The organism is Kitasatospora sp. NPDC001095 (assembly GCF_053598615.1).
This window is the reverse complement of the sequence record NZ_JBSFKQ010000003.1, coordinates 75,828-93,373: the sequence shown is the minus strand read 5'-3', so window position 1 is coordinate 93,373 and position 17,546 is coordinate 75,828. Positions and strand designations below refer to the sequence as shown.

Annotated in this window: 13 protein-coding genes and 1 tRNA gene; 4 read left to right on the top strand and 10 right to left on the bottom strand. The window is 73.4% G+C overall.

Annotated elements, in window-relative coordinates; translation table 11 throughout:
- The first annotated feature begins 192 nt into the window (after window positions 1–192).
- The 4 genes from ACWDBB_RS04390 to ACWDBB_RS04375 all read left to right on the top strand — a co-directional run bounded on the left by ACWDBB_RS04390 (window position 193) and on the right by ACWDBB_RS04375 (window position 5,269).
- Window positions 193–1,014 carry an ABC transporter ATP-binding protein gene (locus ACWDBB_RS04390; protein ID WP_449788165.1) on the top strand — a complete coding sequence of 274 codons (822 nt, stop codon included), beginning with the start codon at window positions 193–195 and terminating at the stop codon, window positions 1,012–1,014.
- The gene (locus ACWDBB_RS04385; RefSeq protein WP_449788164.1) at window positions 1,011–2,657 is read left to right on the top strand and encodes a transporter; all 1,647 of its coding nucleotides are present in this window, start codon (window positions 1,011–1,013) and stop codon (window positions 2,655–2,657) included. The genes ACWDBB_RS04390 and ACWDBB_RS04385 overlap by 4 nt, the downstream gene beginning before the upstream one ends.
- Window positions 2,658–2,760: 103 nt before the next feature.
- Window positions 2,761–4,032: a DUF2786 domain-containing protein gene (locus ACWDBB_RS04380; RefSeq protein ID WP_449788163.1), complete on the top strand. Its 1,272-nt coding sequence runs from the start codon at window positions 2,761–2,763 to the stop codon at window positions 4,030–4,032.
- Between the two features lie 124 nt (window positions 4,033–4,156).
- The gene (locus ACWDBB_RS04375) at window positions 4,157–5,269 is read left to right on the top strand and encodes an ADP-ribosylglycohydrolase family protein (RefSeq protein WP_449788162.1); all 1,113 of its coding nucleotides are present in this window, start codon (window positions 4,157–4,159) and stop codon (window positions 5,267–5,269) included.
- Window positions 5,270–5,295: 26 nt separating this feature from the next.
- On the opposite strand, the gene ACWDBB_RS04370 is transcribed toward ACWDBB_RS04375, so the two are convergent.
- From ACWDBB_RS04370 to ACWDBB_RS04325, 10 genes are all read right to left on the bottom strand, one after another.
- Window positions 5,296–6,615, bottom strand: a complete 1,320-nt coding sequence (locus ACWDBB_RS04370; RefSeq protein ID WP_449788161.1) for a serpin family protein — start codon at window positions 6,613–6,615, stop codon at window positions 5,296–5,298.
- Between the two features lie 66 nt (window positions 6,616–6,681).
- A complete protein-coding gene (locus ACWDBB_RS04365) occupies window positions 6,682–7,680 on the bottom strand; it encodes an ADP-ribosylglycohydrolase family protein (protein WP_449788160.1) in 999 nt (332 codons plus the stop codon).
- 19 nt (window positions 7,681–7,699) lie between these two features.
- Entirely contained in the window at window positions 7,700–8,914 is a 1,215-nt protein-coding gene (locus ACWDBB_RS04360; protein ID WP_449788159.1) for a cytochrome P450, read from the bottom strand.
- An 89-nt stretch (window positions 8,915–9,003) separates the two neighbouring features.
- On the bottom strand, window positions 9,004–9,744 hold the full coding sequence (locus ACWDBB_RS04355) for an SIR2 family NAD-dependent protein deacylase (protein WP_449788158.1): 741 nt from the start codon (window positions 9,742–9,744) through the stop codon (window positions 9,004–9,006).
- A gap of 79 nt (window positions 9,745–9,823) precedes the next feature.
- A complete protein-coding gene (locus ACWDBB_RS04350; protein ID WP_449788157.1) occupies window positions 9,824–10,450 on the bottom strand; it encodes a hypothetical protein in 627 nt (208 codons plus the stop codon).
- A 114-nt stretch (window positions 10,451–10,564) separates the two neighbouring features.
- Complete coding sequence (locus ACWDBB_RS04345) at window positions 10,565–11,245, bottom strand: response regulator (RefSeq protein ID WP_392867426.1); 681 nt, start codon at window positions 11,243–11,245, stop codon at window positions 10,565–10,567.
- Complete coding sequence (locus ACWDBB_RS04340) at window positions 11,242–12,450, bottom strand: sensor histidine kinase (protein ID WP_449788156.1); 1,209 nt, start codon at window positions 12,448–12,450, stop codon at window positions 11,242–11,244. The genes ACWDBB_RS04345 and ACWDBB_RS04340 overlap by 4 nt, the downstream gene beginning before the upstream one ends.
- Window positions 12,451–12,529: 79 nt before the next feature.
- On the bottom strand, window positions 12,530–13,204 hold the full coding sequence (locus ACWDBB_RS04335; protein WP_449788155.1) for a DUF4097 family beta strand repeat-containing protein: 675 nt from the start codon (window positions 13,202–13,204) through the stop codon (window positions 12,530–12,532).
- A gap of 173 nt (window positions 13,205–13,377) precedes the next feature.
- Window positions 13,378–13,451, bottom strand: a tRNA-Met gene (locus tag ACWDBB_RS04330).
- 144 nt (window positions 13,452–13,595) lie between these two features.
- Window positions 13,596–17,489, bottom strand: coding sequence for a DNA-directed RNA polymerase subunit beta' (locus tag ACWDBB_RS04325; protein WP_449788154.1), 3,894 nt, complete (start codon window positions 17,487–17,489; stop codon window positions 13,596–13,598).
- Between the last annotated feature and the right edge of the window lie 57 nt (window positions 17,490–17,546).

Sequence of the window (17,546 nt, the reverse complement as noted above, 5' to 3'; positions counted from 1 at the left end):
TGCAGGACGAACGACGGGACCGGGTAGTTGCCGAATCGGACCAGTGACAGGGAAGAGGACGTCGGGGCGGCGCGCCTGGGCCGTTCGGCGGACGGTCTCAAGGGATGCTCAACTCGGGCGACAGCCCGTTCGAGCAATGCCAGGCTGGTCCCCAGCCACGACGATGTCCCACCACGAGCAGAGAAGGCCGCCATGCAGGCGTCAGCGCCGCCGTCCTCCGACCTCCCCGGACCGGGAACCCAGTCCGCCGTCAGCATCCAGGGGCTCTGGAAGCACTTCGGCACCCAGGCAGCCGTGGCCGGGCTGAGCCTGGAGCTTCCGGCCGGGGCGTTCGTCGGCCTGGTCGGGCCGAACGGCGCCGGCAAGACCACCACGCTGTCGATGGTCACCGGGCTGCTCCGGCCCGACCAGGGCACCGTCCTGGTCCACGGCACCGACGTGTGGGCGGACCCGGTCACGGTCAAGGCCCGAATAGGCATCCTGCCCGAGGGCCTGCGGATGTTCGAGCGGCTCAGCGGGCGCGAGCTGCTCCAGTACACCGGGCGGCTGCGCGGCCTGCCCGGCGCCGAGGTGGACCGGCGGGCCGAGGAGCTGCTGGCCGTCCTGGACCTCGGCCGGGACGCCGACAAGCTGGTCGCCGACTACTCCACCGGCATGCGCAAGAAGATCGGCCTCGCCGCCGCCCTGCTGCACAACCCGGACGTGCTATTCCTGGACGAACCCTTCGAGGGCGTCGACCCGGTTTCCGCCCAGACCATCCGCGGCGTGCTCAAGCGGTACGCGGCGGCCGGTTCCACGGTGGTGTTCTCCAGCCACGTGATGGAGCTGGTCGAACAGCTCTGCGACTGGGTCGCGGTGGTCAACGCCGGCCGGGTGATCGCCCAGGGCCCGCTGGACTCCGTCCGGGGCGGGCGCAGCCTGCACGAGGCCTTCCTGGAGCTGATCGGCGTGCGCGAGGACGACGGGCAGGTGCTCGGCTGGCTCGGCGGCGGCCAGGCCGGAGTCGACCGGTGAGGGGCGGGGTCACGGCTCCGGTGACGGGCGGGGTCACGGCTCCGGTGCCGGACGGGCGGACGGTGGTCCGTGCCCTGGTGGCGCTCAAGCTGCGGCTGCTGCGCAACGGGCTGCGGCGCAGCCCCGGCCGGACCACCGTCTACGTGATCGGCGGCGTCGTGGGCCTGGCCTTCGCGGCCGGCATCGCCGTCGCGATGGCCGCGCTGAACGGGCGGTACACCGGCTCCGGGGACGCCGGGGTGATGCTGCTCGGCGTGCTGACCCTGGGCTGGGCCGCGCTGCCGCTGTTCCTCTTCTCCAGCGACGAGAGCGCCGACCCGACCCGGCTGACCATGCTGCCGCTGCGGCCCGGCCCGCTGCTGCGCGGCTCGCTGCTGGCCGCCCTGATCGGGCCGGGGCCGCTGATCACCCTGGTGCTGGTCACCGGCGCGGTGCTGGCCGGCGCGGCGGGAGGCGCCTCGGCCGCGGTCGCGGTGGCGGGCGTGCCGCTCGCGGTGCTCTGCCTGGTCACGCTCTCCCGGGCGGTCGCGGCGGGCAACGCCCGGATGCTCTCCAGCCGCCGCGGCAAGGACTTCGCGATCTTCGGCGGGCTGGCCTTCGCGCTGCTGGTGCAGGTCGCCAACGTCGGCTCGCAGAGCATCCTCGGCCGCCGGGGCGGGCCGATCGACCTCACCCCGCTGAAGCCGATCGCCTCCGTGCTGCGCTGGATCCCGCCGATCAGCGCGGCGGACGCGCCGCGCACCGCGGGCGAGGGCCGGTACGGGCTCGCGCTGCTCCAGCTCGCCGCGACCGCCGCGCTGCTGGCGCTGCTGCTGCGCTGGTGGCGGCGGAGCCTCCAGGAGCTGATGGTGACGGCCGACTCCTCCACCCTGGAGGTGGCCCGCGGGGTGCGCAACGCGCGCGGGTGGGGCTTCCTGCCCCAGGGGCGGACCGGCGCGGTGATGCAGCGCCACCTGCGGTACGCCTGGCGCGAGCCGCGGGCCAAGGCGGCGCTGTTCACCAGCATCGGGATGACGCTGGTGATCTGCGTGCTGTCGATGGTCCAGGGCTGGGCGAGCGTGTACCTGCTGGCGATGACCGGGGTGTTCCTCGGGCTGCAGATGCTCAACCTGTTCGGCATGGACGGCTCGGCGTTCTGGATGGTCGCCGCCACCCTGCGCACCCCGGCCGACGCCCGGTCCGAGCTGCGCGGCCGGGCGTACGCGGTGCTGTCGTACGCCGTCCCGGTGACGGTGGTGCTCGGGCTGGTGCTGGCGGCCGTCACCGGCCGGTGGGGCGAGCTGCCGTCGGCGCTCGGCCTGGCGCTGGCGCTGCTCGGCTGCGGGATCGCGCTGGGCTCGATGTTCAGCGTGCTGGCGCCGTACACCATGCCGGCCGACAGCAACCCGATGCGCAACGCCGCCCCGGGGCAGGGCGGGCTGATCCTGCTCAACCAGTTCGGCTCGATGTTCGGCGTCACGGTGCTGGCGCTGCCGGTCGGCGGCTACCTCGCCTGGGCGCTGGCCTCGGACGGGCCGAGCTGGCCGGTGCTGCTGATCGGCCCGCTCTACGGCGCCCTGGTCGCGGCGCTGGGCGTGCGGATGGCGGCGAGCCGGCTGCTGGAGCGCACGCCGGAGATCCTGGCCAAGGCCATCGAGCGCTGAGCCGGGCCGCCGCACCGGCCCGGCCCGCTCCCCGGCGGGTTCCCGCCACGGCTCCGGCATCATGGGCAGGAGGCCGGACCGTCGAGGAGAGCAGGGACAGACCGTGGGCGAGCGCGCGCAGCAGGCCGGGACCGCCGGACCGCTGCTGGAGCAGGCGGTGCGGTCGGTGCTGACGGCCCCCGAGGACGCACTGGACCTCGCCCTGGACACCGGGGCGTCGCTGCTGGCCGCCTCGGCCGGGCAGTGGCCCGAGGTCGGCCGGGCGCTGCTCGGCCACGCGGACACCGCCGTCGGCCGCTGCTGGTCCGCCGGGTGGCGGCCGGCCGACCTGGTCCGGGTGGTGCGGCGCGAGCTGAAGCCCGTCCACCTGGCCCTCGCGGTGGACCTGATCGCCGCCGAGGGCCGCCGCCACCCGGCGGCCGCCCTGGACCGGCGCTGGCTGGAGCAGCTGCGCGAGCTGGAGGCCGAGGTGTGGTGGTCCGGCGACGAGGAGTACCTCGGTGCCTTCGCCGACCGGCACCGGCTGGACCGCTTCGCGCTCGCCACCGCCGTCCTGGAGCTGCTGCGCACCTGGGGCCGGCTGCCGCCGATCGCCCCGGTGGGGCCCGCCCCCGGGCAGGCCGTGCGGCCGCGGCGCTCGGCGCCTGCGGCCGGCGAGCCGCGGATGCTGGCGCGGATCCGGGCGCTGCTGGCCAAGGCCGAGTCCACCGAGTACCCGGAGGAGGCCGAGGCGCTGACCGCCAAGGCCCAGCAGCTGATGGCCCAGCACAGCATCGACGAGGCACTGCTGGCCGTGGACGGCACCGACCGCGACACCCCGGCGGCGCTGCGGATCGGGGTGGACAACCCGTACGAGGGCCCCAAGACGATGCTGCTGGACGCGGTCGCGGCGGCCAACCGGTGCCGGGTGGTGTGGGCGAAGGAGTTCGGCTTCTGCACCGTGGTCGGCTTCGACGGCGACCTGGACGGCGTCGAGTTGCTCTACACCTCGCTGCTGGTGCAGGCCACCCACGCGATGAACAAGGCGGGCTCCCGCAGGGACTCGCGCAGCAAGGCGTTCCGGCAGTCCTTCCTGGTCGCGTACGCGGCGCGGATCCGGGAGCGGCTGACCGCCGCGACCGAGCGCGCCACCAGCGCCGCCGCGGCCGGGCGGCACCTGCGCGAGGACGGCACCGAGGAGCAGCTGCTGCCCGACGAGCGGCTGCTGCCCGCGCTCGCCGCCCGCTCCGAGGCGGTGGACGAGGAGGTCGGCCGGCTGTTCCCGAAGCTGGTCTCGCAGCGGGTGCGGGTCAGCGACGGGGTGGGCTGGGCGGCCGGACGCGCCGCCGCCGACCGGGCCACGCTGCACGGGCGCGCCGGGGCGATCCGCCACTGAGGGCGCCGGTGGGCCCGGCCGGCCCCACCGGTCCCGGCCCGACCCGCGCAAGATCCACAAGAGCCGCCCCGCTTCCCGGGGACCTGATAGAACGTAGTCCGCCAGGAACGAAGGGGGACTCGACGTGACGGAACCGGCGGCGGAATCGGGGTACCGGGACCGGGTGCGCGGAGCACTGCTCGGTGGAGCGATCGGCGACGCGCTGGGCTGGCCGGTGGAGTTCCAGCAGCTCCACCAGATCCAGGACCGGTACGGGCCGCAGGGCGTGACCGCGCTGCCGGCCGGGCCCGGACCGGTCGAGGTGACCGACGACACCCAGATGACGCTGTTCACCGCCGAGGGTCTGATCCGCGGCTTCGTCCGCGGCTGGACGGGCGGCGGCGGCTCGGTGCCGGAGGCCGTGCACGGCGCCTACCGCCGCTGGCTGCGGACCCAGTACCAGGGCGCGCCGGACACCGAGCCGCAGCCCCACCCGTACGACGGCTGGCTGCTGAGCCGGCCCTTCCTGTACGCGCGGCGGGCGCCGGGCAACGCCTGCCTGAGCGGGGTGTCCGAGCACCCGGTGTTCGAGGCGCCGTCGGCGATCGGGCTGACCGGGCCGATCAACCCGGGCTCCAAGGGCTGCGGCACCGTGATGCGCTCGGCGCCGTTCGGGCTGGCCCGGCTGGGCGTCGAGCAGTCCTTCGGACTGGCGGTGCAGTGCGCCCAGCTCACCCACGGCCACCCGACCGGCTACCTCGCGGCGGGCGCCTTCGCGGCGCTCATCGAGCGGCTCGCGGACGGCACCGAGCCGTGGGCGGCGGTCGGCGAGACGGTGGAGCAGATCCGCGAGCTGCCGAGCTCCAAGGAGACCGTCCAGGCGCTGGCCCGGGCGGTGCGGCTCGCCCAGGAGGCCGAGCCGGCCGCGGAGACGGTGGAGCGGGTCGGGCTCGGCTGGGTCGCCGAGGAGTGCCTGGCCATCGCGGTGTACTCGCTGCTGGCGGCCACCCTGGACCCCGACCCGGTGCGCACCGCGCTGCTGCTGTCGGTGAACCACTCCGGGGACAGCGACTCGACCGGCGCGGTCTGCGGCAACCTGGTCGGGGCCGCGTACGGCGCGGCGGCGCTGCCCGCCGAGTGGGCCGGGGCGGTCGAGGGCCGGGCGGAGCTGCGGCAGGTCGCCGACGACCTGCTGGTGCTGTTCGGCAGCCGCGACCCGCTGCACCCCGGGCTCGGCGGGCGCTACCCGGCCTGGTAGCGCGGGCGCGAGTGTGAGGACGGGCCCTACGGCGCCTGCGGGTCGGTGACCTGGCCGAGGAACAGCGGCGCCCCGCTCCGGGTGTCCCGGATCAGGAACAGGAATGGCCGGTCGAGGTGCATCTCGACCGGCCGTTCGACGTTCGGCGCCGCCGCCACGTCGATCCCGGCACCGCTGCCGGCCGCCGCGACCGTGCCCTGCTCGCCGACCTCGATGGTGGCCTTCTGCACCACGGTGCCGACGGCCAGCGGGTCCTTGGCGATGCCGCCGAAGTCGGCCCGGTCGAAGGCCGCCTCCACCCCGAGCGAGCGCAGCGCGGGGGTGAGTTCCTTCGAGGTGCCGAAGTGGAAGCGCGGCAGCCGGAGGTCGACCGGCCGCTCGGTGAGCGCGCCGAGGATGCGGTCCAGCTGGGGCTGGTCCAGGCCCTTGGCGAAGGCGGTGAAGCCGCCCTGCCCGGGGAGGATCAGGTCCATCGCCAGCCCGCCGTCCGCGTATGGCAGTTCGACGGCCTGCCAGGGCTCGCCGACGATCCCGCCGGAGCCGTCGGCGTACTTGAACTCCCCGGTCTGGCCCATCGTGGGGACGGCCGGGGTGGACCCGTCGAGCTTGTGGAACGGGCGGTCGGCGGTGTGCGAGGGCTTGAAGGCGGAGGCCCACTCGGCCTTGAGGTACAGCGCGTCGGTGAGCACCAGCCGGGTGTTCGAGGTGATCGCGTCCCGGCCGAACAGGTCCTTGATCCGGCCGTCGGTGGCCTTCTCCACGGCCCCGTTGACGGTTCTGCGGGCCCCGTCCGGGTCCTTGGCGAAGTCGGCCTGGTGCACGCCGGTGTCGAAGGCGGCGGCGAGGGTGGCCAGGTAGTCCGGTTCCACGGCCAGGCCCTGCTGCGTCCAGAGGTCGTCGCTGCGGCGCAGTGTGAGCTTGCCGGTGGCCGGGACCGGCCGGTTCAGCGCGCCGGTGGCGTAGGCGTACTGCCGCGGGTCGAGCCCGGTGTGCAGGGCCTTGGCCAGTTCCCCGGCGGTGGTGCCGCGGGCACCGGGCAGCAGCATGGCGAGCAGCGTGGCCAGGCCGGACGGGGAGACCACCAGGTTGCTCCCGGCGGCGTCCGGCTGGGCGGTCAGGGCGTGCAGGAGGTCCAGGCCGAAGGCGTCGGTGGCCGCCGCGGTGGCGGCCACCCGGGCCGGGTCCACGGCCGGCCGGCTCGCGGGCGCGGACGCCCGGAGCTCCACGGGCGCGGCGGCTCCGGTGCTGCCGCAACCGGCGAGCAGCGGCGCGGCGAGCGCGGCCGCGAGGAGCAGCGCCGCCGGGCGGCGGAGGGTGCGACGGGGTGCGGTGCTGCGGTTCGTCATGGCCCTTCGACGCGCCGCCCCGCCGACCGGTTCCGCCCGGCCCGCCCCGCCCGGCGGGGCCCCGGATCAGTCCCAGAGCGCCCCGAACTCCAGCAGTTCGTCCCGGTGCTCGATCCGCTCCACCCAGTCGGCCGGCCAGGCCGCCTCGCCGTGGTGGGCGCCCGCGAAGGCGCCGGTCAGGCAGGCCAGCGAGTCGGAGTCGCCGCTGGAGTACGCGGCCCGGCGGACGGCCGCCACCGGGTCGTCGGGCAGCAGCAGGAAGCAGAGCAGGCCGGTGCCGAGGGCCTCCTCGGCGATCCAGCCCTCCCCGGTCGCCAGGCAGGGGTCGGCCTCGACGTCGGGCGCGGCGAGCGCGGCGTCCAGTCGGTCGAGCACCGTGAGGCACTCCTCCCAGCCCCGGGCCGTGCCGGCCTGCGGGGAGGGGTCGTGCCAGCGGTCGGCGAGGTCGCCGAGCCAGAACTCGTCGTACCGCTCCCGGCTCGCCAGCGCGTACGCCCGCAGCGCCGCGGGCAGGTCGGCCGGCCGGACGCCCTCGGCCAGCCGCCGCACGGCGTACGCGGTGAGGTCGCCGGCGGCGAGGGCGGTCGGGTGGCCGTGGGTGAGCGCGGACTGCAGCTGGGCGGCGCCGGAGAGCTGCCGGGCGTCCAGGCCGCGGACCAGTCCGACCGGGGCGACCCGCATGTTGGCGCCGCAGCCCTTGGAGCCGACGTCGCTGGCCTGCTGCCAGCGGTGCTCGGGGTGGCTGAGCCGCTGACAGGCGCGCAGGCAGGTCATGCCGGGGGCGCGGTTGTTCTGCGGGGAGCGCCACCAGTCGACGAACTCCTCGCGGACCGGTCGCTCCAGCCGCAGCGGGGTGAGCGGCCCGCGCTCCAGGGCGGTGCGCAGGCCACGGGCGAGGGCGAGCGTCATCTGGGTGTCGTCGGTGACCAGCGCCCGCTCGGGCAGCGGGAGTCGCCGCCAGTCGGGATGGTTCCAGGCGATCTCCTCGACCTCGTGGAACTCGGTCTCCTTGCCCAGCGCGTCCCCGATCGCCAGACCCAACAGCGCCCCCGTCGCCTTGCCCACGGCAGCTCCCCCTCCTCCGTCACACCTCGACCAGCAGCTCCCTGAGCCCGCGGATCACGTAGCCCGGGTTCCACTCGGGCTCACGGACCAGCCGCAGGCCCGGGGCCCGGCGCAGCAGCGTGCCGTAGGACTCGGTGAGCTCCAGTCTGGCAAGCGGGGCGCCGAGGCAGAAGTGGATTCCCGCGCCGAAGGTGATGTGCGGGTTGTCGGTGCGGCCGAGGTCGAGGCGGTCCGGGTCGGCGAAGCGCTCGGGGTCGCGGTTGGCGGAGCCGAAGAGCAGGGCGATCTCGGCGCCGCGCGGGATGGTGACGCCCCGGACCTCGATGTCCTCCAGCACCCAGCGCTCGAACATCTGCAGCGGGGTGTCCCAGCGCATCAGCTCCTCGACGGCGGTGGGCAGCAGCTCGTCGACCGAGCCGCGCAGCCGGGCGAGCTCCCCGGGGTTTCGGAACAGCGCCCACCAGCCGTTGCCGGTGGTGTTGACGGTCGCCTCGTGGCCGGCGTTGAGCAGCAGCACGCAGGTGGAGATCATCTCCTGCTCGCTGAGCGCGTCGGAGCCCTCCTGGGCCTGGATGAGCGCGCTGATCAGGTCCGTCCCCGGGTTCGCCCGGCGCTCGCGGATCAGGGTGCGCAGGTAGTCGGAGAACTCGATGCTGGCGGTGACGGCCCGGCGGGCGACCTCCTCGCTCGGGTTGAGCTCGAACATCCCGGTGATGTCGGCGGACCACGGCCGCAGCAGGTGCCGGTCGCCCTCCGGCACGCCGAGCATCTCGGCGATCACGGCGACGGGCAGCGGCTCGGCGACGGCGGCGATCAGGTCGCCGCCGCCGGCCGCGAGCAGCTCGTCGACCAGTTCCCCGGCCAGCCGGCGCACGGTGGGGCGCAGGCCCTCGACCATGCGCGGGGTGAAGGCCTTGGAGACCAGCCGGCGCAGCCGGGTGTGGTCCGGCCCCTCGAGGTCCAGCAGCCCGTGGTCGTTCAGGGTGTGGAAGGGCTCGTGCGCCGGGTCGGGCGCGGTGCGGCCGAACTCCTCGTGGCTGAAGCGGTGGGTGTAGGTGCGGCCCAGTCGCCGGTCGCGCAGCAGGGCGCTGACGTCCTCGAAGCGCGAGACGAGCCACTGGTTCGTCGGCTCGAAGTACGTCACCGGCGCGTGCTCGCGCAGTTCGGCGTACGCGTCGTACGGGTGGGCCACGAACTCCGCCGACCAGGGGTCGAACTTCGCCGTCGTCGTCATCGGTCGATCACTCCAGGCCAGAAGGGGGAAGCCGGAACGATCATCGTACGCACGCGGTACATCCGGGAATACGACCTTCCGGCCCCTGATCAGGCCCGTTCCCGTACAAGTCGGCGCACCAGCTTCGGCAGCGCCTCCGAGATCGGCTCCCGGATCACCTCGGCCGCGGCCTCGTCGTACGGGGTGGGCTCGCCGTTCACGATGATCAGCTTCGCCCCGGTCTTCACCGCGTTGTACGGCAGCGCCGCCACCGGGAACACCTGGAGGCTGGTGCCGACCGCGATGAAGACGTCGCAGGCCCGGACGATCGCGTCGGCCTGACCGAGCACCTCCGGGTCCAGGTTCTCGCCGAACATCACGATGTTCGGCTTGAGGATCCCCCCGCACTCCCGGCACTCCGGGTCCGGCTCCCCCGCCTCGACCCGCGCCAGCGCCTCCGCCATCGGGCCGACCATCCGACAGCGCAGGCACTGCGTCTCCCGGAGGTTGCCGTGCAGCTCCAGCACCTTGCGGGCGGTCAGCCCGGACTTCTGGTGCAGCCCGTCGATGTTCTGGGTGAGCACCCGCGTCGGCAGCCCGGAGCGCTCCAGGTCGACCAGCGCGCGGTGCCCGGCGTTCGGCTCGGCGGCCGGGGCGGCCGTCTCCAGCCGCATCCGCCAGGCCCGCCGGCGCACCCGCGGATCGTCCAGGTACGGCTCGATGGTGACCAGCTCCTGCGCCGACGGGTCCTTCTGCCACAGCCCCTTCGGGCCGCGGTAGTCGGGGATGCCGGAGTCCGTCGAGATGCCCGCGCCGGTGAGCACGGCGACCAGGGGGCGCTTCGCGTTCATACCCCGGACGGTACGGCCGACGGCCCGCCGGCGGCCACCGAAAATCCGGCGGGGGCCGTTTCGGGCCGAAGCGCGCGGATCAGGCCAGCGCGGCCCGCGGCGCGGCGGCCGGGCGGGCCAGCGGGGCCAGGGCGAGCAGGTAGCAGGCGGCGGCGAGCGGGACGAGGGCCAGGTCGACGCCGCTGGCCAGGGTGCCGAGCAGCACCAGCGCCGGGCTCCACCAGCGCAGCGTCCGGGAGCGGCCCGCCGCCGCCGCGGTCAGCAGCGCCAGCAGGCCGACGTAGAAGAGCAGCGGCCCGACCTGGTAGACGGCCGGCAGCACGCCGGGGACGCCCTGCACCCGGTCGAACAGCCGGGACTGCTCGGCCTTGTCCGCCGCCACCAGCCCGACGACCAGGTCGATGCCGATCTGCGCCAGCGAGCAGAGCAGCCCCGCGAAGGCCGTCCCCAGGGCCGCCCCGGCCCCGACCCGCCCGGCCGTGCCACGCGGGGCGAGCCGCCGGTGCAGGGCGAGCAGGACCGGGACGAACAGCAGCAGCCCGGCGAACATCGCCGCGTGGCCGGCCGTCCAGCCGGGGCCCGGCGCCCGGGAGCCCGGCACCAGCCGGATGCCGCCGTAGAGCGCCATCAGCGCGGGGGCGCCGACGACGGCGTACGGGGTGAGGCGGGCGAGGCGGGTGGTGCGGGCGTCCGACGTGGCGTTCATCCTGACCTCCGGTGGTGTGGTCCGTTCCGACACCGCAGAGCCTGGCCGCCCGCGCCCTCGTCCCGGATCGCCCGCACCGGCGAAAGGGCCGCCTCCCTCGCACGGGGGAGCCCGTCAGGACTCCCCCGCCACCACCGCCCCGGCCTCGTACGCGAACACCACCGCGTGCACCCGGTCCCGCAGCCCGAGCTTGCTCAGCACATTGCTGACGTGCGTCTTCACCGTGTGCTCGCTGACCACCAGCTCGGCCGCGATCTCCGCGTTGGACAGCCCGCGCGCGATCAGCCGCAGCGTCTCCTGCTCGCGCAGGGTCAGCTGCTCCAGCAGCCGCGACGGCGGCCGCACCGCCCGCTCCGGCGCCCCCGGCCGGCGGGCCGCGAACTCGCCGATCAGCCGCCTGGTCACCGAGGGCGCGAGCAGCGCCTCCCCCGAGGCGACCATCCGCACCCCGTGCGCCAGGTCGTCCCGCCGGACGTCCTTGAGCAGGAAGCCGCTGGCGCCCGCGTACAGCGCGTCGAAGACGTAGTCGTCGATGTCGAAGGTGGTCAGCATGATCACCTTGGTGGCCGGGAACTCGGCGCACACCCGGCGGGCCGCCTCCAGCCCGTCCATCACCGGCATCCGGACGTCCAGCAGCAGCACGTCCGGGCCGTGCGCGCGCACCGCCTCGACCGCCTCGGCGCCGTCGCGGGCCTCGGCCACCACCTCGATGTCCGGCTGCGCGTCCAGGATCATCCCGAACCCGGCCCGCACCAGCTCCTGGTCGTCCGCGACGACCACCCGGATCGGCGTCATCCGCCCACTCCCTCCACCACTTCGCCCGTGCCCAGCGGCAGCCGGGCGCTCACCAGGAAACCCCTGCCCTCCGGGCCCGGCCCGGCCTCGGCCCGCCCGCCGCAGGCCGCCGCCCGCTCGCGGATGCCGACCAGCCCGCGGCCGCCGGACCAGCCGACCACGGTACGGCCGGCGGGCGCCGGCACCCCACGGCCGTTGTCCGAGACCACGACCTCCAGCACCTCCCCGGCCCGCCGGACCCGGATCGCCGCCCGGTCCGCCCCGGCGTGCTTGACCGTGTTGGTCAGCGCCTCCTGCACGATCCGGAACGCCGCCGCCTCCACGTCGGCCGGCAGCCGGTCCTGCTCCGCCGGGAGTTCGAGGTCCACCCGCAGCCCCGCCGCGCGCACCCGATCGGCCACCCCGGCGAGCTCGGCCAGCCGGGGCTGGGGCGCCAGCTGCCGGCCCGCCTCCGGGTCCTTCAGCACCCCGAGCACCCGCCGCAGCTGGACCATCGCGTCCCGGCCCGCGTCGGCGATGGTGTCGAACGCGCGGATCGCCCGGTCCGGATCGCTGCGCACCACCACCGGCCCGGCCTCGGCCTGGATCACCATCAGCGAGACAGCGTGCGCCAGGATGTCGTGCATCTCCCGGGCGATCCGGGCCCGCTCCTCCGCCACCGCCCGGGCCGCGTCGCTCGCCGCCCGCTCACCGGCCTCCCGGGCCCGCTCCGCCTGCACCCGGGCCAACTGCCGCTGGGCGCGCACCAGCGAGCCGAACACGAAGGAGCCGGCCGAGGTGAGCACGCTGAACAGCGCGCCGTTCGGCGAATGGGTGCCGATCACGTTGGCGACCACCACGAACGCCAGCACCGGCCAGCGCTGCCAGTCCGGGAAGCGCTCCGCCACGGTGTACATCCCGATCACCGCGTACAGCGGCAGCTGCGGGTTCGCCGAGTGCGCGAGCACCGTCACCAGCACCGCGGGCACGCTGCCCACGACCATGAGGGGCAGCGTGATCCGCCGCCGCCAGGGCAGGAACAGCGCGGTGGACACCGCCAGCAGGTAGACCCACCAGGGCCAGTCCGTGTCGTCGTGGTAGACCGACCAGACCGACACCACCGCCGAGCAGACCGCCAGGAAGGTGTCCAGGACGTACGGGCTCGGGCCGGTCGCCCACTCCCACCGGATCCGCCCCGTCCGCCACCGCGCCGCGCGCTCCACCACCGCACCTCCCCCGTAGCCGGGGACGCCGCCCCCGCGGAGAAGATCATGCCCCAGCGGCAGGGCCTCCGGAACGGCCCGGTCAGGCACCGGTGACCGTCACACCGCCGGTGTCCGCCCGCGCGGTGATCCGGCGCTCCGCCCCCGGCTTCGACGGGATGCCCACCTCCACCCCGCCGACCGAGGCCCGGGCGTCCACCGCGTAGGCCTCCCCGGCCGGCACCCGCAGCCGCACCCCGCCGTTCGTGGTGCTCGCCTCGACCGTCGACGGCGCCACCGCGAAGTCGGCCCGCACCCCGCCGTTCACCGCGGTCAGCCGCACCTTCGGGGACCGCAGCCCGTCGGCCTCGACGCCGCCGTTGGTCACCTCGGCCTCCGCCTCGCCGGCCAGCCCGGACAGCCTGACGCCGCCGTTGCCCTGCTTGACCCGCACCTTGGTCCCGGCCGGCACCTGCACCGTGTAGCCGATCCCGCAGTGATCGCAGTCGTACGTCAGCTTCAGCACGCCGTCCGCCACCTCGTGGCTGCTCTTCGGTACGTCCCCCGAGTAGTTCTGCCGCTCGACCACGTGCACGCCGTCGCCGCCGCCGTTCACCACCACACCGCCGTTGATCCCCTCGACGACGAGTTCCCGGACCGGCTCCGCCACCCCGTAGCTCAGCGTCCGGTGCTCGTCCTCGCCCCCGAACGGCAGGCACCCCTGCATCCCCAGCACGACCCCCGCCGTGATCGCCACCGCGCCCAGCACCCGCTTCATCCCCGACCCCTTCGTGAGCCCTCGTCCCGACGCCGAGAACCCTCCCGCGGCCGCCTCCCCCGCCACCTCCCCCGCCGGAGCGGTTCCCGCCCCTCCCCCGCACGACGGAGTCGCCCGCCCCGGGAACGCCGAAGGGCCCGGAGGCTGAATGCCTCCGGGCCCTTCGTACTGAGTAGCGGGGACAGGATTTGAACCTGCGACCTCTGGGTTATGAGCCCAGCGAGCTACCGAGCTGCTCCACCCCGCGTCGGTGAACACGAGCTTACGTGACTTCGGCCGAATGACCTAATCGGATTCCGTCCGCCGCCCACGCGGCCCCGAAAGGGCCCGGGAACGCCGCAGGGCGGTCACCCCGATCGGGGTGACCGCCCTGCGGTCGGTGCTACGCGACTCAGCCGGTGTACGGGCCGTAGTCGTAGTCGTCCAGCGGGACCGCCTGGCCGGAGCCGGCGCCGAAGGGCGACAGGTCGTAGTCGTCGTAGCCGACGGCCGAGTACATCGCGGCCTTGGCCTCCTCGGTCGGCTCGACCCGGATGTTGCGGTAGCGGGGCAGACCCGTACCGGCCGGGATGAGCTTACCGAGGATGACGTTCTCCTTGAGGCCCAGCAGCGGGTCCGACTTGGCGTGGATCGCCGCGTCGGTGAGGACCCGGGTCGTCTCCTGGAAGGAGGCGGCCGACAGCCAGGACTCGGTGGCCAGCGAGGCCTTGGTGATACCCATCAGCTGCGGACGGCCGGAGGCGGGGTGACCGCCCTCGGCGACGACGCGGCGGTTCTCCTGCTCGAAGCGACCGCGCTCGACCAGCTCGCCGGGCAGCAGCTCGGCGTCGCCCGACTCGATGATCGTCACGCGGCGGAGCATCTGCCGGATGATGATCTCGATGTGCTTGTCGTGGATCGACACACCCTGCGAGTTGTAGACCTTCTGGACCTCGGCGACCAGGTGGACCTGGACGGCACGCTGGCCCATGATGCGCAGGACGTCGTGCGGGTTGGTGGCACCCATGGTCAGCTTCTGGCCGACCTCGACCGCCTCGCCCTCGCTGACGAGCAGCTTCACGCGCTTCGAGACCGGGTAGGCGATCTCGTCGCTGCCGTCGTCCGGCGTGATGACCAGCTTGCGGGTCTTCTCGGTGTCCTCGATCCGGACCCGGCCGGCGGCCTCCGAGATCGGAGCCACGCCCTTCGGGGTACGGGCCTCGAAGAGCTCGACGACACGGGGCAGACCCTGGGTGATGTCGTCACCGGCCACACCACCGGTGTGGAAGGTACGCATGGTCAGCTGGGTACCGGGCTCACCGATGGACTGGGCGGCGATGATGCCGACCGCCTCACCGATGTCGACCAGCTTGCCGGTGGCCAGCGAGCGCCCGTAGCACATGGCGCAGGTGCCGACGGCCGACTCACAGGTCAGGATCGAGCGGGTCTTGACCTCGCCGATGCCGTGGCGGATCAGCTCGTCGATCAGGACGTCACCGAGGTCGGTGTTGGCGGTGGCGAGGAGCTTGCCGTCCACCGTGATGTCCTCGGCGAGCATGCGGGCGTAGACGCTGGTCTCGACGTCGTCGGCCTTGCGCAGCACGCCGTCCGCACCCACGGAGCCGATCGCCAGCTTCAGGCCGCGCTCGGTGCCGCAGTCCTCCTCGCGAATGATGACGTCCTGGGAGACGTCGACCAGACGACGGGTGAGGTAACCGGAGTCGGCGGTACGGAGGGCGGTGTCGGCCAGACCCTTACGGGCACCGTGGGTGGAGATGAAGTACTCCAGCACGGACAGACCCTCACGGAACGACGCCTTGATGGGTCGCGGGATGGTCTCGTTCTTGGCGTTCGACACCAGACCACGCATACCGGCGATCTGGCGCATCTGCATCATGTTTCCACGAGCACCCGAGTCGACCATCATGAAGATGGGGTTCGTCTTCGGGAAGTTCGCGGCCATGGCGTCCGCGACCTCGTTGGTCGCCTGGGTCCAGATGCCGACGAGCTCCTGCTTGCGCTCGTCGTTGGTGATCAGACCGCGCTCGTACTGCTTCTGGACCTTCTCCGCCTTCGCCTCGAAGCCCTCCAGGATCTGGGGCTTGCTCGGCGGGACGATGACGTCCGAGATCGAGACGGTGACACCCGAACGGGTCGACCAGTGGAAGCCGGCCGCCTTCAGGTTGTCCAGGGTCGCCGCGACGACGACCTTGGGGTAGCGCTCCGCCAGGTCGTTGACGATCGCGGAGAGCTGCTTCTTGCCCACCTCGTAGTCGACGAACGGGTAGTCCTCGGGCAGCAGCTCGTTGAAGAGCGCGCGGCCCAGGGTGGTGGTCAGGCGGAAGGGCTCGCCGTCGAACCAGGTCGACTGGCCGTCCTCGTCCACCGGGGCGGTCCAGCCGCGCGGCGGGACGGTGCCGGCCGGCAGGCGCAGCTCGATCGGGGCCTGGACGTCCAGGTCCCGGGCGTCGAAGGCCATGATCGCCTCGGCGGTCGACGAGAAGGTGCGACCGGCGCCCTTCACGTTCTCGCGGTCCGAGGTCAGGAAGAACAGACCGAGCACCATGTCCTGGGTCGGCATGGTGACGGGGCGACCGTCGGCCGGCTTCAGGATGTTGTTCGAGGACAGCATCAGGATGCGGGCCTCGGCCTGCGCCTCCGCGGAGAGCGGCAGGTGGACGGCCATCTGGTCACCGTCGAAGTCCGCGTTGAACGCGGTGCAGACGAGCGGGTGGATCTGGATGGCCTTGCCCTCGACCAGCTGCGGCTCGAAGGCCTGGATGCCGAGGCGGTGCAGGGTGGGCGCACGGTTCAGCAGGACCGGGTGCTCGGCGATGACCTCTTCGAGCACGTCCCACACGACCGGACGGGCACGCTCGACCATGCGCTTGGCCGACTTGATGTTCTGCGCGTGGTTCAGGTCGACCAGGCGCTTCATCACGAACGGCTTGAAGAGCTCCAGCGCCATGGCCTTCGGCAGACCGCACTGGTGCAGCTTGAGCTGCGGGCCGACGACGATGACCGAACGGGCCGAGTAGTCGACTCGCTTGCCGAGCAGGTTCTGACGGAAACGACCCTGCTTGCCCTTCAGCATGTCGCTGAGGGACTTCAGCGGGCGGTTGCCCGGGCCGGTGACCGGACGGCCGCGGCGGCCGTTGTCGAACAGCGCGTCGACGGCCTCCTGGAGCATGCGCTTCTCGTTGTTCACGATGATCTCGGGGGCACCGAGGTCGAGCAGGCGCTTCAGGCGGTTGTTGCGGTTGATGACGCGGCGGTACAGGTCGTTCAGGTCGGAGGTCGCGAAGCGGCCACCGTCCAGCTGCACCATCGGACGCAGGTCCGGCGGGATGACCGGGACGCAGTCCAGCACCATGCCGTTGGGCTTGTTGGTGGTCTGCAGGAACGCGGAGACGACCTTGAGGCGCTTGAGCGCACGGGTCTTCTTCTGGCCCTTGCCGGTGCGGATGATCTCGCGCAGGCGCTCGGACTCCTCCGCCAGGTCGAAGGTCTCGAGGCGGTCCTTGAGGGCCGCCGCGCCCATCGAGCCGGAGAAGTAGGTGCCGAAGCGGTCGCGCAGCTCGCGGTAGAGCAGCTCGTCGCCCTCGAGGTCCTGGACCTTGAGGTTCTTGAAGCGGGCCCACACCTCGTCGAGGCGGTCGAGCTCGCGCTGCGCGCGGTCGCGCAGCTGCTTCATCTCGCGCTCGGCGCCCTCGCGCACCTTGCGGCGCACATCGGCCTTGGCGCCCTCGGCCTCCAGCTCGGCCAGGTCGGTCTCGGCCTTCTTGGCGCGGGCCTCGAGGTCGGAGTCGCGACGGTTCTCGATCTGCTGGCGCTCGACCGAGACGTGCGCCTCCAGGGACGGCAGGTCGCGCTGGCGGCGCTCGTCGTCGACCCAGGTGATCATGTAGGCGGCGAAGTAGATGACCTTCTCGAGGTCCTTCGGCGCCAGGTCGAGCAGGTAGCCCAGACGGGACGGCACGCCCTTGAAGTACCAGATGTGGGTGACCGGGGCGGCCAGCTCGATGTGGCCCATCCGCTCGCGGCGCACCTTGGCGCGGGTCACCTCGACGCCGCAGCGCTCACAGATGATGCCCTTGAAGCGGACGCGCTTGTACTTACCGCAGTAGCACTCCCAGTCCCGGGTGGGGCCGAAGATCTTCTCGCAGAAGAGGCCGTCCTTTTCGGGCTTCAGGGTGCGGTAGTTGATGGTCTCCGGCTTCTTGACCTCGCCGTGCGACCACTGGCGGATGTCGTCGGCGGTGGCCAGGCCGATGCGGAGCTCGTCGAAGAAGTTGACGTCAAGCACTGGTCGTCAAGCCCTCTTTCGTAAGTCGAGAGTCGTTCATGTGGTCTGAGGGGGGCC

Bases quoted from the DNA above. Each gene is read 5' to 3' on its own strand.
- ACWDBB_RS04390 (WP_449788165.1), top strand. From the start codon at position 193: ATGCAGGCGTCAGCGCCGCCGTCCTCCGACCTCCCCGGACCGGGAACC.
- ACWDBB_RS04370 (WP_449788161.1), bottom strand. From the start codon at position 6,615: ATGACGAACCGCAGCACCGCACCCCGTCGCACCCTCCGCCGCCCGGCG.
- ACWDBB_RS04360 (WP_449788159.1), bottom strand. From the start codon at position 8,914: ATGACGACGACGGCGAAGTTCGACCCCTGGTCGGCGGAGTTCGTGGCC.
- ACWDBB_RS04355 (WP_449788158.1), bottom strand. From the start codon at position 9,744: ATGAACGCGAAGCGCCCCCTGGTCGCCGTGCTCACCGGCGCGGGCATC.
- ACWDBB_RS04350 (WP_449788157.1), bottom strand. From the start codon at position 10,450: ATGAACGCCACGTCGGACGCCCGCACCACCCGCCTCGCCCGCCTCACC.
- ACWDBB_RS04345 (WP_392867426.1), bottom strand. From the start codon at position 11,245: ATGACGCCGATCCGGGTGGTCGTCGCGGACGACCAGGAGCTGGTGCGG.
- ACWDBB_RS04335 (WP_449788155.1), bottom strand. From the start codon at position 13,204: ATGAAGCGGGTGCTGGGCGCGGTGGCGATCACGGCGGGGGTCGTGCTG.